Origin of the sequence: Promicromonospora sp. NPDC050880 (assembly GCF_044456525.1) — a bacterium.
Lineage (GTDB): Bacteria > Actinomycetota > Actinomycetes > Actinomycetales > Cellulomonadaceae > Promicromonospora.
In genome coordinates, this window is record NZ_JBITFV010000008.1 from 125,441 (window position 1) to 144,576 (window position 19,136).

General features: G+C 74.4%; 15 protein-coding genes. 5 read left to right on the forward strand and 10 right to left on the reverse strand.

Annotated elements, in window-relative coordinates; genetic code table 11:
• The first annotated feature begins 202 nt into the window (after positions 1-202).
• Positions 203-1,795: a molybdopterin-dependent oxidoreductase gene (locus ACIBBF_RS15195; RefSeq protein WP_397414674.1), complete on the forward strand. Its 1,593-nt coding sequence runs from the start codon at positions 203-205 to the stop codon at positions 1,793-1,795.
• 192 nt (positions 1,796-1,987) lie between these two features.
• Positions 1,988-3,385, forward strand: a complete 1,398-nt coding sequence (locus ACIBBF_RS15200; RefSeq protein WP_397414676.1) for a threonine/serine exporter ThrE family protein — start codon at positions 1,988-1,990, stop codon at positions 3,383-3,385.
• Between the two features lie 69 nt (positions 3,386-3,454).
• Here the strand turns inward: ACIBBF_RS15200 and ACIBBF_RS15205 are convergent, their stop codons facing one another.
• Both ACIBBF_RS15205 and ACIBBF_RS15210 read right to left on the reverse strand, forming a co-directional pair.
• The gene (locus tag ACIBBF_RS15205; RefSeq protein ID WP_397414678.1) at positions 3,455-5,968 is read right to left on the reverse strand and encodes a protein kinase; all 2,514 of its coding nucleotides are present in this window, start codon (positions 5,966-5,968) and stop codon (positions 3,455-3,457) included.
• 338 nt (positions 5,969-6,306) lie between these two features.
• A complete protein-coding gene (locus tag ACIBBF_RS15210) occupies positions 6,307-6,771 on the reverse strand; it encodes an HtaA domain-containing protein (protein ID WP_397414680.1) in 465 nt (154 codons plus the stop codon).
• Between the two features lie 158 nt (positions 6,772-6,929).
• Here ACIBBF_RS15210 and ACIBBF_RS15215 point away from each other — a divergent pair, with 158 nt between their 5' ends.
• Positions 6,930-8,039, forward strand: a complete 1,110-nt coding sequence (locus ACIBBF_RS15215; protein WP_397414682.1) for a glycerophosphodiester phosphodiesterase family protein — start codon at positions 6,930-6,932, stop codon at positions 8,037-8,039.
• A gap of 5 nt (positions 8,040-8,044) precedes the next feature.
• Here the strand turns inward: ACIBBF_RS15215 and ACIBBF_RS15220 are convergent, their stop codons facing one another.
• Positions 8,045-8,506, reverse strand: a complete 462-nt coding sequence (locus ACIBBF_RS15220) for an ArsR/SmtB family transcription factor (RefSeq protein WP_397414684.1) — start codon at positions 8,504-8,506, stop codon at positions 8,045-8,047.
• Positions 8,507-9,151 (reverse strand): SRPBCC family protein, encoded by a 645-nt coding sequence (locus ACIBBF_RS15225; RefSeq protein ID WP_397414687.1) that lies wholly within the window; start codon positions 9,149-9,151, stop codon positions 8,507-8,509.
• A gap of 138 nt (positions 9,152-9,289) precedes the next feature.
• Here ACIBBF_RS15225 and ACIBBF_RS15230 point away from each other — a divergent pair, with 138 nt between their 5' ends.
• A complete protein-coding gene (locus ACIBBF_RS15230) occupies positions 9,290-9,889 on the forward strand; it encodes a GNAT family N-acetyltransferase (protein WP_397414689.1) in 600 nt (199 codons plus the stop codon).
• Between the two features lie 18 nt (positions 9,890-9,907).
• Here ACIBBF_RS15230 and ACIBBF_RS15235 read toward each other — a convergent pair whose 3' ends face one another.
• On the reverse strand, positions 9,908-10,297 hold the full coding sequence (locus tag ACIBBF_RS15235; protein WP_397414691.1) for a hypothetical protein: 390 nt from the start codon (positions 10,295-10,297) through the stop codon (positions 9,908-9,910).
• 81 nt (positions 10,298-10,378) lie between these two features.
• A complete protein-coding gene (locus ACIBBF_RS15240; protein ID WP_397414692.1) occupies positions 10,379-11,563 on the reverse strand; it encodes a trans-sulfuration enzyme family protein in 1,185 nt (394 codons plus the stop codon).
• Between the two features lie 59 nt (positions 11,564-11,622).
• On the opposite strand from ACIBBF_RS15240, the gene ACIBBF_RS15245 reads away from it, so the two are divergent.
• Positions 11,623-12,093: an Lrp/AsnC family transcriptional regulator gene (locus tag ACIBBF_RS15245; protein ID WP_397414695.1), complete on the forward strand. Its 471-nt coding sequence runs from the start codon at positions 11,623-11,625 to the stop codon at positions 12,091-12,093.
• Positions 12,094-12,141: 48 nt separating this feature from the next.
• Here the strand turns inward: ACIBBF_RS15245 and ACIBBF_RS15250 are convergent, their stop codons facing one another.
• The 4 genes from ACIBBF_RS15250 to ACIBBF_RS15265 all read right to left on the reverse strand — a co-directional run bounded on the left by ACIBBF_RS15250 (position 12,142) and on the right by ACIBBF_RS15265 (position 19,079).
• A complete protein-coding gene (locus ACIBBF_RS15250) occupies positions 12,142-13,377 on the reverse strand; it encodes an RIO1 family regulatory kinase/ATPase (protein WP_397414697.1) in 1,236 nt (411 codons plus the stop codon).
• Positions 13,378-13,962: 585 nt separating this feature from the next.
• Positions 13,963-14,943, reverse strand: coding sequence for a hypothetical protein (locus ACIBBF_RS15255; protein WP_397414699.1), 981 nt, complete (start codon positions 14,941-14,943; stop codon positions 13,963-13,965).
• 383 nt (positions 14,944-15,326) lie between these two features.
• Positions 15,327-17,726: a protein kinase gene (locus ACIBBF_RS15260; RefSeq protein WP_397414701.1), complete on the reverse strand. Its 2,400-nt coding sequence runs from the start codon at positions 17,724-17,726 to the stop codon at positions 15,327-15,329.
• A gap of 144 nt (positions 17,727-17,870) precedes the next feature.
• Positions 17,871-19,079, reverse strand: coding sequence for a hypothetical protein (locus ACIBBF_RS15265; RefSeq protein WP_397414703.1), 1,209 nt, complete (start codon positions 19,077-19,079; stop codon positions 17,871-17,873).
• Between the last annotated feature and the right edge of the window lie 57 nt (positions 19,080-19,136).

A 19,136-nucleotide genomic window follows, 5' to 3' on the forward strand; every position in this document is an offset into this window, starting at 1 on the left:
GGCGCCCCGACCCATCCTGATGGACCACTGCTCCGAACCCTCTGGGACATGCTCAGGCGGCAGCTTGCCGCCGGCCCCAAGGAGGATCGGTCATGCGTACGTCAAATATCGCGCTCTCCGTTGCCACGGCGGCCCTGGTGGGCCCGCCGTCGGTAGCCGCGCCGGCCGGCGCGGCGGAGATCGACGAGCTCACGCTCAGCTCATGACACAGGCAACCGAGAGCCCCGCGGCACCTTCGGCCGGACGCCCTCCGGGCGGCGTGGGCTGGGCCGCCCTCGCAGGCGTGCTTGCCGGTGGCGCCGGGCTGGCCGTCGCGGAGCTCGTCGCCGCGGTCGTCGCACCCGGTGCCAGCACGCTGTTCGCAGGCGGCGCCGCCGTCGTCGACGCCGTGCCCCCATGGCTCAAGGACCTTGCCGTGGAGTGGTTCGGCACCAACGACAAGGCCGTGCTGCTCGCCTCGATGGGCCTGGTGCTGGCCCTGGGGGCGGCGCTCGCGGGCTGGCTGGAGCTGCGCCGCCCGCCGGTGGGCGCGGTGCTGATGGGCGTCGTCGGCGTCGTCGGCGTCGTGGTCGCGGTGCTGCGCCCGAGCGCGACGCCGCTGTGGGCACTGCCCAGCGCCGTCGGCCTGGGTGCCGCGGTGCTCTTGCTGCGTGCCGCGGTGGCGAGGCTACGGCCTGCGCCGAGAGGTAGCGGGACCTCGGCGGGCGAGACTCCGGGCGGCGCCATGAACCGGCGTGGCTTCCTGACCGTGTCGGGCATCACCGTCGGTGTCGCGGTGCTCGCGCTGGCCGGCTCGCGGGTGCTGTCGATGGGCTCGACGGCGATCAGCGCCGTGCGGGAGAGGCTCCGCCTGCCCGTTGCGCGTACGCCGGCGCCGCCGGTGCCCGCCGGGGCCGACCTGAAGCTCGACGACCTGGCGTCGTACGTCACCCCGAACGCGGACTTCTACCGCATCGACACCGCGCTGATCGTGCCGCAGCTGAGCCCGCAGGACTGGTCGCTGGAGGTGCGTGGTCTGGTGGACGAGCCGTTCACGCTCACCTGGGACGAGCTCATGGAGCTGCCGATGGAGGAGCACTACGTCACTCTCTCGTGCGTGAGCAACGCCGTGGGCGGGGACCTGGTCGGCAACGCCCTCTGGCTCGGCTACCCGGTCCGCGCGCTCCTGGAGCGGGCCAGGCCTCAGGCCGGCGCCGACATGGTGCTCTCGCGCAGCGACGACGGGTTCAGTGCCGGCACGCCGCTGGACGTGCTCCAGGACCCGGACCGCGAGTGCCTGCTCGCGATCGGCATGAACGGCGAGCCGCTGCCCGAGGAGCACGGCTTTCCCGCGCGGCTGGTGGTGCCCGGGCTGTACGGGTACGTCTCGGCCACCAAGTGGGTGACGTCGCTGGAGGTGACCACCTTCGAGGCCGACGAGGGCTACTGGACCCCGCGCGGCTGGTCTGCACGGGGGCCGATCAAGATCGCGTCGCGCATCGACGTGCCGCGCCTGTCCGCGCCTGTGCCTGCGGGTGCCGTGACCGTGGCCGGCGTGGCCTGGGCGCAGCACACCGGCATCAGCACGGTGGAGGTCCGTGCCGACGGCGGCGACTGGGTCACCGCCGAGCTCGCCGAGACGGTAGGCCCCGACACGTGGCGTCAGTGGCACGTGTCGATCGATCTGGACGCCGGTTACCACTCCCTGACGGTGCGCGCCACGGACTCGGACGGACAGGTCCAGACCGAGACCAAGGCGCCGCCGGCTCCCGACGGTGCGTCGGGCTGGCAGACCGTCTCGATCACCGTGGACTGACCCGAGGGGCGTGAATCGGCCCGACCATCACCATGCCGGACAGGAAGGGCGAGATCACACCATCAACAGGGGGACTGCTCCATGAACGGGTGACGGCGGACGCGCGGGGTCGAGTCTGGTCGACGGCTGGCCCGCCGCACGGCCCGCCCAGGCCGGATGCCGGTGACAGCGCCCCTCAGCACAATGGGCTGCATGCCCCAGCCAGCCCGTCGAAGCCTGTACGCGTCGGTGCGCCGAGCCCTGCACACCGATCCCTCCGAGGCCCCGGACACCGAGGTCCATCCCGCCGTCGACGACACGAGGGTGATCCGGGCCCTGGACCTGGCGATGCGGATCGGCGAGTCGATGTTCGCGGTCGGGGCGTCCGCGCACGAGGTGACGCTCGCCATCACGCGCGTCACCGGCGCGTACGGGCTCCGGGGCGTGCACGTGGACGTCACCTACACGTCGATCACGCTCTCGTACCAGCCCAGCGGTGACGGCTGGCCGCACACCCTGCTGCGGGTCGTGCGCGTGGCGGCGCCCGACCACACCAAGCTGCAGCGCATGCAGGCGCTCCTGGTCGCCGTCGACGACGGGATGGACCTCGACGAGGCCCGGACCGCGTTCCGGGCCATCCGGCGGGTGCCGTTCCGGTACCGGCAGCCGGTCGTCGTGGTGGCTCGGGCGCTGCTCGCCGTGGGCGCGAGCCTCCTGTCCGGCGGATCGGCGGTGCTGGTGGGGCTCACGTTCGTCGCGGCGCTCGCAGCTGCGGCGACCCAGTCCGGGCTGGCCCGGCTGCGCGTGCCGTCCTTCTTCAGCCAGATCGCGGGCGCCTTCGTCACCACGGTGGTGGCGGTGGTCGTGTCCGCCCTCGCCGCCGCGGACGTCGCGCCCTTCGCCGGGGTGCAGCCCGCCATCATCGTGGCGTCCGGGATCGTGCTGATGCTGTCCGGGCTCACCGTGGTGGGTGCGGCCCAGGACGCGATCGACGGGTTCGCGCTCACCGCGGCGGGCCGCATCCTCGATCTCACGCTGCAGACGCTCGGTCTGGTGGTGGGCATCCTCGCCGGGCTGGAGCTCGGCAGCGTGCTCGGGTTCCGGATGACCCTGCCGGACGGCCCGCCGCCGCTCGGCCCGCTGCCGAACCAGGTGGCCGGAGCGGTCATCATCGCGGTCGCGGTGGCGCTGTTCAACGGCGCGGGCGCACGCATCGTCGCGGTCAGCGCCGTGCTCGGCACGGTCACGGCACTCAGTCACGCGATGGTGCTGACGTCCGACCTGCACGAGGCCGCCGCGAGCGGCATCGCGGCGGCGCTCGCCAGCTTCGTGGGCGTCTTCATCGCCCACAACCTGCACGTCCCGTCCGTCGCCGTGACGACGGCGGCCATCGTGCCGCTGGTACCCGGCGGTGCGGTCTTCTACGGGCTGCTCGGCATGGTGCACGCCGACCCGGCGTCGACGGCCGGAGGCGGGGCCGCCTCCCTCGTGCTCGCGGCGTCCGTCGGCATCGGGCTGGCGGCGGGCGCGTCGCTGGGCATCTATCTCGGCACACCCGTGCGCGCCACGCTGGCCGGCGTGGCGCGCTCTCGCGCCCGCGTCCGGCGCTGACGGCTCACCGTCCGTCCGCCGGGCACTGTCCGTCCGCCGGCACTGTCCGTCCGCCGGGCCGGGAGCGCGTCAGAACAGTCGCAGCAGCCCGGTGCTCGTCGCCCACAGCGCCGCGGACACCGCACCCACCACCAGCATCGAGACCACGTAGAACCAGATCCGCATGCGGTGCCCGGCCACCCGCAGCAGGACGGCGACGCCGAACGCCGCGACGGCCAGCGCAGGCGCCGAGAGGTACGGGGTGTCCGCCGTCTGCTGCACGACCAGCACGTAGACGGCCGCGAGGAGGAGCAGCCGCGGGACCCAGCGCAGCAGGGCGCCGAGCAGGCGCACCGGCCATGGCCTGCGACGGGGCGCGGCCGCGGCCTGCGGCGGTCCGCCCGGCCGGGCGGACGCCTGTGGCCGCTGGGCGACGGGCGCCGCGGCCGGCTGGGCCCCCCGCCGCGGGGAGGCCGGCGCCCGGCCCTGAGCCGGCTGCGGTGCAGCCTGGGCTCGGCCCTGCGCCTGCTGCGGGCTGCGCGGCGGACGCGGACCGGAGCTCTCTGGTGGCAGCACCGCGGGCTGGACGACGGCGGGCCGCACCGACGGCGGCTGCCCACCGCGCTGCTGGACGGCGGGCATCGGTCGGGTGGCGCGCATCGTCGACCGGGGGCCGGGCGGCTGCGGCGCGGGGCCGAGGTGCTTGACCGGGCTCTTGCGCGGCTCGTACGACTTCGGCCGGGGCGCCTGCTCGCGGACCACCTGGGTCGCCGCGGCGGGCGGGATGGGCTGGCTGCGGACGGGCGCACGCCGGCTCGCCGGCTCGGGCTGGGGGCTGCGGAACGCGCGCCAGCCGCGGAGCGTGTCCGAGTGGCCGTCGGCGGGTGACGTCACCTGCCAGCGCATCGCCTGCCAGATCCAGTCCTTGATCTCGGCAGGGGTGCGGCCGCCGGCGACCTCCGCGCCGATCTCCGCGATGTGGTCGGCGACCACCTGCTCGGCGGCGCCGTCGAACCCGTCGGCGTGCACCTCCGTCAGGACGCTCATGAGCGCACGGTCGTAGACCAGGGCGTGCCAGGGTTCCGGGGTGCGGGCGGTGGACGCGGGGCCCGGTGCGGCCTCGTCGGGACCCGGCGGGAACATGCGGGTGTGACCCCGGCCGTGCAGCACGTCGGTCGCCGGGAGCGCGGCGACCTCGGCGGCCGTGACGCCGTCGCTGACGAGCTGCGAGGTGAGCAGCAGCGTCGGGTCGGGCGTCGAGTGCGCCAGGCGCGCGCGGACCACGCTCGCGATGTTCTCCAGCGGAGGCCGGTGGTTCGGCTGGTAGCGGGTCATCGCCAGCACCAGGGACTGCAGGTGCCGGTCGATGACGGGCGGCCCGTCGGGGGCGTCCGCGTGCTCGTCCGGGTCCACGAGGTCGGTGGCCACCAGGTCCCGGCCCATGAAGTTCAGGTCCAGCGGCAGCGCGCCCGTGCTCGCGTACACGAGCAGCAGGCCCAGGCTGTACACGTCCGAGCGCGGGTGCACCCGGCGTCCGAACAGCTCCGGGGCCATGTACGCCATGGTCCCGGCGGGCTGTGTGGAGGTCGCGGCGTCGAAGACCTTGGCGATACCGAGGTCGATGAGCACCGCGCGCTCGCCGTCGACCATGATGTTCGCCGGCTTCAGGTCGCGGTGCAGGCAGCGCTGCTCCTGGAGCACGAGCAGCGCGTCGACGACCTGCCGGGCCAGGCGCAGCGCCTCGGGCCCGGACAGCGGACCGTCCTCGCGCACCCGGTCGCGCAGTGTTCTGCCGGGCACGAGCTCCATCGCGAACCACGGCTGCGTGGCGTCCAGTCCGGACTCCACGAAGTGCGGGAAGCCACGGCCGTCCAGGCGCTCCAGGAGCTCCGCCTCCTGGACGAACCGCTCGCGGGCGTCGTCGTGCAGGCCGGTCAGGACCTTGAGGGCGACCTCCGCGCCGTCGTCCGCCTGCGCGCGGTACACGTGCGCGAACCCGCCGTGGCCCAGGGCCTCGCCGAGCGTGAACCGGCCCAGACGCTCGCCGCTGGCGGGGATGCGGCGGACGGGACGCACGGGGAGCCCCGCGGGCCGGGGCGCCAGCGGCGGGGCGGCGGCAGCCTCCGGTCCGACGGCGGGCGCGGGCGGCGCGGGAGCCCGGTCGGCGTTCGGCCGGGTGGGGGCGGCCGCCTCTGGATCGAACTCGGCCTCCGGATCGATCTCCACGCCCGGATCGATCTCCACGTCCGGATCGGGCTCAGCGTCGGACTTGGCGTCGGGCCTGGCCTCGGGCTTGGAATCGGGCGCGGAATCGGGCTCGGCTTCGGCGTGCTCCGAGGCGGGCGCGTCCTGGGTGCCGGCGGGAGCGTGCTCGTCCGCGGCCGGCTCCGGGTTGCCTGTGCCGTCGGCCGGCTCCGGGGCGCTCGCGGCCTCGTCCGCCGGGTGCTCGGCGTCCGCCTCGGGGGCGGCGGCCACGGGTTCGTCGGCGGACCCGGCGTCGTCCCTGCCGCCACCCCAGGCGTCGTGATCGGGTCCGGAGCCGTCTGCCGGCTCGTCCGCGCCCGGCGGCACGGGCACCGGCAGAGCCGCCGGTGGCGCGGGCACCGGCGGCACGATGGCGGACGGCGTTGTCGCCGGTGCCACGGTGGCTGGCGGCCCGGGGACCGGAAGGGTGGTGGCTGGTGGCGCAGGGACCGGCGCGACGGCCGGTTCGGCTGACGGGACGGGACCGGGGCCGACGGCCGCCTGCGCGGCCTCGCCGACGGGTGACGTCATACCGGGCAACCTACCAGCGCACAGGCCCGGACCCGAGGAAAGTCCGCCCTGTCGACGGCAGGAGTTCCGGTCGGTCTGTCCGTCCTGCGAAACACGCCGCCGGGGTCCGGCGTCCTGCCGGGGACCACGCGGCCGCCCCCCCCCGAGGGGGCCGCTGACCTGACGGCTCAGGAGAGGTCGATCGTGACCGGCTCGAACGCGGTGCCCACCGGGTAGTTGCCGCCCCACAGCTTCGCGCCGTCCTCGGTGAGCTCGACCCGCGACCAGGTGAGGCGGGCGCCGTCGGCCGCGCGCTCGGGGGCGCCGGCCAGGCGGAACGCGACGGTGCGCACGTCCGAGTCACGGTCCCGGATGGACATGGTCCAGTCGGGACCGCCGTCAGCGGGTGCCAGGACCTCGATGTCGGCCACCTCGCCCACGAACGAGCCGAAGTGCCCGATGAAGACCACCGATCCCGTGAACGCGAACGACGACGCGTCGGCGGACGGCTCGCCGGTACGCTCCCGGTCGAGCGGGAAGTGGAACGAGGCGCCGGTGCCGCCCACGGCGTCGTCCTGCACGATGCGGCCGCCGGGCGCCCCCATCACGTACATCAGCAGGCTTGCCTTGATCTCCCAGTCCAGATGAGCCACCCGAGAACGGTACCCCTCTCGGACGATTCGTACCGCTTTGCACCCGGCGCGCGGACGGGCGGCGGGGCCGGGCGACGTCGCCGCGCGTTCACGCGGGCGTCGTCCGCGGGACGGCGCGGCGCCACGCCGTCGTCACAGGGCCGCTCCAGGCTCGGGGCATGAGAACCGCCCGTCGCGGCCCCGCCGCACGCACCGCAGCACTCGCCATGACCGTCGTTGTGACCCTCGCCCTGGGCATCGCCCCGGCGTCCGCCGCCGGGCCCGCGAGCGCGGCCGACGCCTCCGGCGCCCACCACCCGCGCGCCTTCGACCTCCAGGCGCACCGGGGCGGCATCGCCCTGACGGTGGAGAACACGCTGCCCGCCTTCGACCGGGCGCTCGCGCTGGGCGTCAGCACGCTCGAGCTGGACGTGCAGATCACGCGCGACGGGTACGCCGTCGTCACGCACGACCGCGACCCGAGCCCGGCCAAGTGCGTGGACACCGCCCCCGCGTTCCCCGGCGACCCGCAGTTCCCGTACGTCCCCGAGCGCACGTACATCAAGGACCTCACGCTCGCGCAGGTCCGCACGATCGACTGCGGCTCGCTCCGTCAGCCGCAGTTCCCCGGGCAGGAGCTGCACCCCGGCGAGCGCATGCCGCTGCTGTCCGAGGTGCTCGACCTCGTGAACCTCCACCGCGCCCACCAGGTCACGCTCAACATCGAGACCAAGGTCGAGGCGGGCGCCCCCGAGCAGACGGCGCCGCGCGAGCAGTTCGTGCAGGTCGTCGCCCGCGAGGTGCGCGCGGCCCGCCTGGTCGGCCAGGTCACGATCCAGAGCTTCGACTGGGGCTCGCTGATGCGCATGAGCGAGGTCGAGCCCCGTTTCGGCCTGGTGGCGCTGACCAACGGCCAGCAGTTCCTCCAGGTCGGGGCCGACGGCGCCTCCCCGTGGCTCGGCGGCCTCGACATCGACGACTTCCCCGGGTCGATCCAGGAGAAGTTCGTCGCGGCCGCCGCCTCGTTCGGGGCCGACGCCGTCTCGCCCGTGCACGGCGACCCGCAGGGCGGTGGCGTGGCCGACCCCGGCTACGTGCCCTTCACGACGCCGGAGCTCGTCCGTGCCGCCCACCGGCGGGGCATGGCCGTGATCCCGTGGACCGTCGACGACCGGGCCACGATCGAGTCCCTCATGGACATCGGCGTGGACGGCATCATCACCGACCGCCCGGACCTGCTGCGCACGATCATGGCGGAGCGTCACCTGAAGCTCCCCAAGCGCTACTGACGCGGTCAGCCCGCGGCGGCGTCCGTCCCGGCCGGAGGAGCCGCACGACGGCGCTCGCGGCGCCCGCGGGCCAGTTCCGTCGCCAGCGCGTCGAGCGGCTGGGCGAACGTGTCCTCGAAGCGGGCGAGCCAGGCACGGGCGGCCGCCGTCCCGGCGTCGTCCACGGCGTACAGGCGACGGGTGCCCTCGGCCCGCACGTGCACCAGGCCGGCCTCGCGCAGCACGCGCAGGTGCTGTGACACGGCGGGCTGGGTGATGCGCATCCGGGCCTGCAGCGCGGTGACCAGGGCGCCCGCGGGCTGCTCGCCCGGTACCAGCAGCTCCAGGAGCCGACGGCGGACGGGGTCGCCGAGCGCCTCGAACACGCCGGGCGGGGCCGTGTCGGGGTGGCCGGCGGCGTCCCCGGCGTCGGCGCGCGCCCCGGCCGGCCCGTCGTCGTGCGCGGAGGCGGCAGCAGCACGCGGCACTCAGGCCTCCGGTGGCGTGGTGTAGAAGGCGAGGGTCCGCTCGCCCGCGGCGCGGGCCTGGTCGGCGTCGTCCCCGGCGGCGGCCGCGGCGTCGGCCCAGCCGGTGCTGGCGGCGCGCGCGAACGTCACGCCCTCCTCGGAGAGCGACCACTCCTCGACCGCCTGCGGGTCGAGCGATGCGCCGGTCTCGAGGTGCAGGCCCAGGCCCATGAGGCTCAGGTCCCAGCCCACGCCGACGGCGCCGGGTCCGTACCGTGCCCAGAAGTCCGGGTCGACGGGGGACTCGTGGACCAGCTCGAGCGTGGTGCCGCCGTCGGCGGGGGTGAGCGAGACCTCCAGCCACGAGACGCCGCCGTTCGACTCCCACGTGACGGCGAAGGCGTGCGGGGCGTCGCAACGCTCCACGACGCCGCCCGCGTGGCCCTCGAGCTGGTAGCGGCCGCCGACCGTGAGGTCGCCGGTGATCGGCATGAACCAGCGGGGGAGCCGTTCGGCCGAGGTGAGGGCGTCCCACAGGTCGTCGCGGTCGGTCGCGTAGGTGCGGCGCGCGACGGCGATCTTGGTCGGTGCGTCGCCCCGGCTGCCGTCGCGGACCTCGCGGGTCACGAGGCCGGCGGTCGCGGCGGGGTCGGTGAGCGTGGTCATGGTGTCTCCTTCTATAAGTGGACACTTATGTTATGCCACACGTACCGCGCTCGCGCAAGAGGGCCGGTCCCCGCGCAGAAAAAGTGTGCCAAGCGGGTCGACGCCACGAGTGTCGGTGGGGAGGAGTAGGTTCTGGACATGGCCCACATCGACGTGGTTCCCGCGACCGAGGAGCGGTTCGACGACGTCGCCCGGGTCCTCAACCCGACCGGGCGCGAGCAGGCGTGCTGGTGCATGCACTGGCGCGCCCCGGCGAAGGAGGACGTGACGACGCGCGGCGCGCGCCTGCGCGAGCTGACCGGACGGGAGCCCGCGCCGGGGATGCTCGCGTACCTGGGTGCCGGCGCGTCGCGCGAGGTGGTGGGCTGGCTCGGCTTCTCGCGGCGGGCCGACGCGCGCTCCCTGCAGCGGTCCCGTGTGCTACCCGTCGGAGAGCCGGAGACCTGGCCCACGACCTGGGTGTTCATGTGCGTGACGGTGCGCGCGGGCTTCCGCCGGCAGGGGGTCGCGCAGGCGCTGCTCGACGCCGGGGTCGACTACGCCGCGGCCCACGGAGCGACCGCGCTCGACGCCTTCCCCGTCGACCCCGGGCCCGGCCGCCGGGTACCCGTCAGCGCGGCGTTCGTGGGGACGGTCGGCATGTACGAGCGGGCCGGGTTCGACCGGCTCGGCCCCACGGGCGCCACCAGCGCCCGCTTGACCCGCTGGCACCTGCGTCGCGAGATCGCCCCGGCGTAGCAGGCCGTCCGGGGCCGGCTACTCCTCGACGGGCACGACCACGCACACCTCGAACGTCTCGCGGCCACGTCGCAGCAGGTAGCGTGCCCGGTCCGCCGCAGCCTCCGACGCGTTCTCGTCCTTGTAGCTCCAGCGCACGTCCACCCAGAGCAGGGCGTCGCCGACCTGCTCCACGGAGCGCACCTCCGGGACCGCCGCCACCAGGCCCTGTTCCCGGTAGGCGGTCAGCATGCCGCCCAGGCTCTCGCGCGCGACCTCGGCGTCCGGCACCACGAGGGACCGGTCCGCCTGCACCACCATCGACGGATAGCCGAGGCTGTCGGTCACGACCTCCAGGTCCCCGGCCCCGAGCGCGACGCCGTACCGGACGAAGAAACTCACCAGATCGTCCTGATCGAAGCTCTCCATCCGCCACACGGTAACCGCCCCCACCGTCGAGTGCTGGACATTCGCCCTCCAGGAGCGTCCCGAAGGGCGAATGTCCAGCACTCAACGGGCGTGGTCGAGGGCTTGGGTCAGGTCGTGCCAGAGGTCGTCCAGGTGTTCCAGGCCCACCGAGAGGCGGATCAGGTCGGGGGAGATGCCCGCGTCCTTGCGGGAGACCTCGTCCATGATCCGGTGGGTCAGTGACGCCGGGTGCTGGATCAGGCTGTCCACGCTGCCCAGGCTCACCGCCGGCGTGATCAGCCGTACAGCAGAGACCACCGCCACCGGATCGGCCGAGGTCTCGAACGACACCATCGCCCCGCCCACCCGCGGGTAGTGCACCCGGGTCACCCGCGGGTGCTCGGCCAGCCGGCGTGCGAGCTCCGCGGCCGTGGCCGACGCCGCCCGCACCCGCACCGGCAGCGTCGCCAGGCCGCGCAGCAGCTCGTAGCCCGCGATCGGGTGCAGCACGGCGCCGGTGAGGAACCGGACCTGGCGCAGGGTGCGCGCCGTCTCCTCGCCGCACGCCACGACGCCGCCCATCACGTCCCCGTGCCCGCCCAGGTACTTCGTGGCGCTGTGCAGCACCATGCCGGCGCCGAGCGTGAGCGGGCGCTGGAGCACGGGTGTCGCGAACGTGTTGTCCACCAGCAGGGGGACCGGGCCGCAGGCGGCGGCCAGCGCGCGCAGGTCCACCTCGTCCAGGGTGGGGTTGGCCGGGCTCTCCACGACCACCAGCCCGGTCCGGTCCGTGATCGCCGACGCCGCCTCGTCCGGCGTCGCCCACGTCACGGAGGTGCCGAGCAGGCCGGAGCTCAGGAGGTGGTCCGTGGAGCCGTACAGCGGCCGTATCCCGACGACGTGCGGCCGGCCCGCCGCGGCCTGCGCCAGCAGGCATGCCGACAGGGCCGCCATGCCGCTGGCGAAGGCGACGGCGGCGTCGGCCCCCTCGAGCTCGGCCAGGGCGGCCTCGAAGCGGCGCACGGTCGGGTTGGCGACGCGCGCGTACACGGGCGGGCCGCCGTCGTCGTGCCCGTCGGCGAACTCGTCGAGGCGCGCGGCCTCGGCGGCCACGTCGTGCGACGGGTAGGTGGTCGACAGATCGATCGGCGGGGCGTGCAGGCCCAGGGCGGCCAGGTCGTCCTTGCCGGCGTGGACGGCGCGCGTGGACCAGGAGTGCGCGAGGGCTGGGCGGGTGGGCGCGGGGTGCACGGACGGTGGGTGCACGGGCCCTGGATGCGTGGTCATGGGGGACTATCGGCACCCGGCACGGCTCGCGTGGGGCGGGCATGCTACAAATTCGGGCCATGGGCCAGAACGTGATCCTCGATTCGGTCGACCGTGCGCTCATCGACGAGCTGCAGAAGGACGGCCGGCTGTCCAACAAGGTGCTCGCGCAGCGGGTCGGGGTCGCGCCGTCGACGTGCCTGGCCCGTACCCAGCGCCTGCAGAACGCCGGGGTGATCCGCGGCTACCGCGCGGAGATCGACCCGGCCGCCGTCGGGCGCGGGCTGCAGGCCATGCTCATGGTGCGGCTGACCACCCACTCCAGGCCCCTGCTGGGGCCGTTCGTCGAGTGGGTGCGGCGCCTGCCGCAGACGCGGGCGGTGCACCACGTGTCCGGCCCGGACGACTTCCTGGTCCACGTGGCCTGCGCCGACACGGACGAGCTGCAGCGCCTGGTGCTCGACCTGACCGCCCGCGGCGAGGTGGGCCGCGTGCAGACCGACCTGGTGTTCTCCTCCTGGACCTGCGGCCCGGTGACCCCGGCGGACTGACCGGGCCGGACGACAGGCCACCGAGGTGACCGTCGTCCGGCGGGCCGGTCAGAGCGCCTGCGCCAGCAGGTCCGCGAACAGGGCGTCGGGGTCGACGTCCAGCCCGCGGGCCGTGAACCAGGCGCACACGGTGCGGCAGTCGCGCAGCAGCACCTCGCTCGCGAACGGGTTGGCCACCAGGTCCACGACCTGCGGCAGGTCGATGACGACCAGCCGTTCGCCGTGGGCCAGGATGTTGTACGGCGACAGGTCGCCGTGCGCGAAGCCCAGCCGCGCCAGCACCGACATGCCGTGCGTGAGCTGGTCCCAGTACGACTCCAGCAGGTCGTCGGAGGGACGCTCCCGGGCCAGCCGCGGCGCGGCGACGATCTGCGTGCGGCCCTCGTCGTCGACCTCCTCGGTGCCCACGAACTCCATGAGCACCTCCGTGCCGTCGATCTGGACCGGGTACGGCACCGGGGCACCCGCCGACCAGGCGTCGCGCAGGGCGACGAACTCGGCGTCGGCCCACTGGGTGGCCGAGACCGCGCGGCCCCACGCGGACTTGCGGTCCTCCATGGCGCGCTGGTCGCGCGTGCGGCGCACCCGGCGGCCCTCCGTGTACTCGGTGCCGCGATGGAACTGGCCGTGGTCCAGGCTGCGGTACCGCTTGGCCACCAGGAGGCAGCGCTCGGGCTCGCGGGCCGGGGCCGAGGGTGGGGTGCCGTGGGGCGGGGTGTCGTGGGGAGGGGTGTCGTGGGGCGGGGTGCCGTGGGGCGGGGTGCCGTGCGGCGTGGTGCCGTGCGGCGGGCTGCCCGTCGGCGGGGCGGACGGGTTGGCGGGTGTGGCGCCGTGCGACAGGCCCGCCGGGCGTGCAGGCGTGGCGCCGGACGGAACGTCGGCCGGGTCTGCGCTCGGCGGGACGGCGCGCTCGACGAGGAACGCGTCCGCCTCCTTGCCGGTCTTGAGGATGCCGAGCTCGGTGTCGAACGCGGCGTCCCGGGTGACCAGCCAGTCCGGGACCGGTTCGGGGCCGCGCTGGCCCTTGGCGACGGAACGCCAGGTGGACCACCGCTGCCCAGGTCCCGGCTGGGTGGGGTCGGTGGGTGTGTGGTGCGTGGGCGCGTCGTGATCGGGGGTGTCCGGCGCGACGGCGTCGTGCTCGGCGTGCTCCACCAGGGCGAACGTGCTCGGGTGGGGGCCCTCCAGGTCCGCCCGGCCGACGGCGCTGCGACGGTCGTCGCTGCGCTTCCTGCTCGCGGACTGGATCAGGACAGACTTCGGTGCTTCGGGAAAACGGGGCAAGACGGTGCTCCTTGATGCCGGAGCACGACCGGATCAGTGCCGGGTGCTCCTGGTGACAGTGGCGTCTGCTGCCGCAGAGGCAGCTGCGCGAACGACGTCGTCCATGACCGCCTCCTTCCTGTCCGCGCTCATCGAGCGCACCGTGCTGGGCACTTGGCCCGGGGTCTGGCCGGCCAGCGAGCGCCGCCTGCAGGGCTGTCTCGATGACCGTGCGAGGAGCATGTCACGCGTGCGGGACGGCGCGCACCTGTTTTTTCCGACGGGGCCGGCACTCTCCTGCGAAGTCGGCACTCTCCTGCGAGGTCGGCACTCTCCTGTGAGGTCGGCACGTTCCTGTGAGGTCGGCAGTTTGCCTCGAGATCGGTCCAGGCCTGTGCCGATCTCGAAGCAAACTGCCGACTCCGCGCGGCAAACTGCCGACTCACCCTGCAAACTGCCGACCGCCAGGCAGGCTGCCGACCACCGGGCAGTCTATCGGCCACCCTGCAGACTGCCGACCGCCAGGCAGGCTGCCGACCACCCTGCAGACTGCCGACCACCCTGCAAGCTGCCGACCACTGGCAGAGCGCCGACAGCCCCCGAACCTCAGGCAGGTGGCAGGTAAGGGTTGGCCCGGGACCTTCTCACCACGTCGGGCGGCAGGTGTGCCGTGATCCTGGCAAGCATCTTCCGGGTGTCGGCGCGGTCGGCGGCGCTCGTCCGTTCCAGGGTGATGCCGGCCCGGCGTATGGCCTCGGCGCGGTTCTTCTCGCTCATGTACTCCGCGGCAGGGTCGTGACCGGCGCGGACGCCGTCCGGCCGGTACTTGATCAGGCCGTCGAACTCGATGCCCAGCCGCCACTGCTCGTAGCCGAGGTCGGTATGGAAGAGCCCGCGGTCGGTCTGGACCGGCATCTGGGTGCTGGGGCGGGGGAGGCCCGCGCGCAGCATCTCGTAGCGCACCCAGGTCTCCCAGGCTGATCCTGCGCCGTCGTCCGCGAGCTCGACGACCGACCGAGCCCGCTGCACCCCGCGCTGTCCGGCGCGGGCGTCGATCATCTGGAGCAGGGCCTGACGGTCGGCGCCGAGGGACAAGGCGGAGTCGGCGATCACGAGCGCCTCCAGGGGATGCAGCGCCAGGGCGCAGTCGACCACGGTGCGGTCGAGCGACGTGACGGGAAGATCGTCGACCAGAACGACGTCCGCGGGCGGGACCTCTCCCCGGTGCCGTACGACGTCCTTCGCCGATCGCCCCGAGGCGCGATAGCCCTGGTAGACGTGCGTCGCGTCGGGCACCGTCCAGACCCGGCAACCCAGCAGCAGGGCGGCGGTCGTGTGGCTGAAGACGTGGTTCGCGCGGAGCTGGGAGTGCAGGGCGCGTGCCCGGGCCAGCTCCTTGATCCGCTTCTCGCGCGGCGCCGACGAGGGGCCGCCGACCTGGACGGCGTCCGCCTCGCAGTAGGCGCCGCGGCGGACCTTGACGAGTGTGCCGCGGCGGTGGGCGTTCGCGAGCTGGTTGCGGTCGCGCTCGGCGGCGAGCAGGACGGAGGGGATTGTCACGACGGGGGTGGACGATGCGGCGGTCATGGGACGAGAGTGCGCCAACCGCGTGCGGCGTGCTGCCTGCGGTGTCAGGGGATGTGCACAGGTCCGACGCCGCGGGACATGTGGTCATGCGATGAGCCCTGCGGCATGGCGCAGAGGGTCTCCGCGCGGCCTGACAGCTTCTTGAGGTCGGCACTTTCCTGCGACGTCGGCAGTCTGCCTTGAGGTCGGCACAGGCCTGTACCGACCTCAGGGCAAAGTGCCGACTCCGCGCGGCAAACTGCCGACATCGAGGCAAACTGCCAACTCCGTGCGACAAACTGCCGAGGCAAACTGCCGACTCCGCGCGGCAAACTACCGACCTCGAGGCAAACCGCCAACTCCGCGCGGCAAACTACCGACCTCAGAACAGTCAGCCGCCGCCGTCAGTTCCAGGGGAGCGCGTCCTCCACGGACTCCCACAGGGAGTCGCGGACGTCCTCCGTCGTGTCCTGCACGCCCTGCTGCAGGTCGTCCTGGAGCTGTTCGCGCTGCTCCTGCAGGGAGTCGCGGGCGTCCTGCGTGACCTGCTGGGCGTAGCCCACCACGCCCTGGACGGCGATCACGATCACCCACACCACCACGACCAGCCAGAACGGCCACGTCCGGCCGCCGCGCCGCATCCGCACGGCCCGGAAGAGGTTCACGACGGCGGACGTGACGATGCCCAGCAGCGGGATCGACAGCTCCGCCATCCGCGGTGCCCAGACGGGGTCGAGGTTCAGCAGCGCCACGGCGATGTCGCCGAGCGCGGCGAAGAGCGGCAGCCCGGCCGCGCTGGGCATCACGTCGAAGCCCGGCAGGAGCCGGACGAGCTGGTACACGGCCAGCGCGAGCAGCAGGCGCGGGACCCAGCCGAGCACCGTCGCCACGACGCCGAGGCCGCCGCCCGTGCTCCGCCGCTCGTCGTCCCGGGGCTCCCGGGGCTCCCGCGAGTCCCGGCGGTCCCGGTCGTCCTCGCGCCGGGGTGCGGGGGCAGCCGGCGGCTGCGGGGCCTCTGGCTGCGCGGCCCTGACCGCGGGCTGCTGCGCTGTGGCGGGCGCGCCCGCCACAGCGGGCACGGGCGTGGGTACCGGGCGCGTGCCCGGCGGGGGACCGGGCCGGTACGCGGGCGCCACCTGCGTGGCCTGCTGGTTGCTGACCGGCGCCATGCGCTGCGTGGGGTTGCCGGCCGGCCGGGGCGGCGCCGGCGGCGTCGGGACGCCGGGCAGCGGCAGGCCGTGCCGCTTCCGGTAGGCGACCCAGCCGTCGTAGGTGTCGGCGTACCCCTCGGGCGTGAAGGCCGGACCCCAGCGCATCGCCGCCCACAGGTAGTCCTTGATCTCGGCGGGCGAGCGCCCGCCCGCCCGCTGCGGCCCGACGGCGGACAGGTAGACCGAGATGATCTCCTCGGCGGCGCCGTCGAACCCGTCGCCGTGCACCTGGTGCAGCCGGCCCATGAGCTGCTGGTCGTAGACCAGGTTGGTGACGGGCTCGCCCTGCCGCACCGGGTTGCTCGCCAGGGGACTGGTGGGGGCCACGGCGCCCGTGGGCGCCCCGCTGCCGGTCAGCACCTCGGTGACCAGGCCGCGCTCGATCGTCGTGGCGTCGGTCGCCGCCAGCAGCGACGGGTCCAGCCGCGCGCTGTCGCCCGCGAGCTGGGCCACGGTGCCGATGAGGTTGTGCAGCGGCGGCCGGTCCTCGGGCCGGTGCCGGGTCATGGCCAGGACGAGGGGGAGCAGCCGCTGGTCGACCGGTCCGACGTCGGCCGCGGTCAGGTCACGGCCCGCGAAGTTGAGGTCGTTGGGGAGCTGGCCCGTGGCGAGGAAGATGAGCAGCAGGCCGAGGCTGAACACGTCCGACCGGGCGTGCGGCTTGCGCACGAAGAGTTCGGGCGCCATGTACGAGATGGTGCCCGCCGCGTGGGTCGACGTCGAGGTGCCGTGCCCCTTGGCGATGCCGAGGTCGATCAGCACGTACCGGCCGGGCGCGGCGATGATGTTCGCGGGCTTCACGTCCCGGTGCAGGTAGTGCTCCTCCTGGAGCACGGCGAGGGCGTCCAGCACGTCGTCGGCGACGCGCAGCACGTCGTGCACCGGCAGGGGCCCCTCGGCGGCCACGCGCTGGGCCAGCGTCGGGCCCGGCACGAGCTCCATGGCGAACCACGGCGTCGTGGACCGCAGGTCGGCCGCCAGGAGCCGCGGGAAACCGCGCCCGGCCAGACGGTCCAGCAGGGCGGCCTCGCCGACGAACCGGTCCAGCGAGCCGTGCTCCGCGTTCGTCAGGACCTTGAGGGCCACCTCGCCACCCTGCCCGAGCGCGCGGTACACGTGCGCGAAACCGCCGTGGCCGAGCGTCCCGACGAGCTGGTACGGACCGAGCACCTCGCCGGTCGCGGGGATGCGGGGCCCCGCCTGCTGCGGGGTGGCCGGGCGGCCTGCAGGTCCGCCGCCCGCGGGCGGCGGCGCGAACGTCGACGCGGCGGGCGCGAACCCGGCGGACGACGGCGCCGCGGGGCCACTCTGTCTCGCGGGCGGTGCTCCGGGCGCCGGGCGCACGGCGGTCTCCGCGAACCGGGCGGTGCCCGTCTGCTCTGTGCTCGCCTGCCCTGTGCTCGCCTGACCTGAGCCCGCCTGACCTGAGCCCGCCTGTCCTCTGCCCGACGGCAGCACGACCTGCGTCGGCGCGGTGGGCGGCGGCGTCGGGGCGGTGCCCGTGGCCGGTCGCACGACGGCGGTCCGGTCACCGCCCTGGGCCGGCTGGCCGGCGGGGCGTACGGCCGGCGTGCGGGTGGTCTCGTCGGACAAGCAGGGCTCCTCAGCAGTGCACCGGGACGACCGGTGGGGACCTGAGCAAACCTATCAGCGTCCCGCTGTGCCGATCAGGCATGTGCCTGGCCGGTTTCGTGCCGGTTCCGTGACCGCACGGGCTCCTGACCGGCGGTCTCCGCGCTAGCCCTCGCCGCCCGGCAGGGCGTCCTGGAGCTGCTCGGTGACGCTCTCCTCGATGTTCTCGGTCGCGTCCTGGCGGGCGTCGTCGACGCTCTTCTCCAGCTCCTCGCGGGCGGTGTCCTCGGCGTCCTGCTTGGCGTCCTCGATGCCCTCGTCCACCGACCGCTCGATGTTCTGCCGCGCGTTCTCGGCGGCGTCCTGCGCGTAGCCGACGATGCCGCCCACGGCGAACACCACGATCCACGCGAACACGGCCAGACCGTACGGCCAGACCGCCAGCGACGTGCCCAGCGCCCGGATCGAGTTGAACACGCCGGCGAGCGCCATGCCGAGCACGGGGATGGTCAGGTTGGCGGCCTGGTCGGACCACCCGGGGTTGAGGTTGAGCATGGCGAGCACGCCGTCGCCGATGCTGCGGAACAGCGGGAACTGCGCGACGTCGGGCATGACGTCGAAGCCCGGGACGAGCCGGACGAGCTGGTAGACGCTCAGCACGAGCAGCAGGCGCGGGATCCAGGCCAGCACCGCGCCGGCCGCCGAACCGCCGGGGCGGGAGTCGTCGTCGCGGTCACGGCGCGGTGCGGGCGGAGTCGGCCCGGACGGCTGCGGTGCGTAGCCCTGCTGGTCCTGGTCGTAGCCCGTGCCCGGTTGCCGGCCGTAGGCGTGGGGCGCCTGCGGGTAGCCCTGGCCCGGCTGCTGGCCGTAGCCGGCTGTGGGCTGCGGATACCCCGGAGCCTGCTGCTGGCCGTAGCCGGCGGCGGGCCGGCCGTAGACCTGGGTCGGCTGCCCGTAGCCGCCCTGTCCCGTCCCGGGCTCGCCCGGGAACGGGCCGGCCCCGTGGACCTGGGTGGGCTGGGCGGTCTCGTAGGGGCGGTACGGCTGAGCGGGCGGTGGTGTCGCGGCCCGGTAGTCGCGGCCCTGCCCGGCGACGCCGGGAGCGTCCGCCGCGCCCGACGGCGGTAGCACCTGGGTCGCGTCGCCGTAGGAACCGCCCTGGGCGCGGTCGGCGTAGCCGCCGCCCTGCGTGGGCGGCATGGCCTGGGTGCGGTCGTCGTAGCCTGTCGTGCCCGGCGCCACGACCTGGGTGCGGTCGTCGTACCCCGCCGTGCCGGGGCCCATGACCTGCGTCTGGTCATAGCCCGTGGCGCCCTGTGGCGCGACCCCCTGCCCGTCCCGGCGGTTCGGGAAGACCTCCGTGCGGTGCGGCACGGCATACGATGACGGGGCATCGGGCTGCGCGTCCGGGCGACCTGTCCGAGCGGGTGG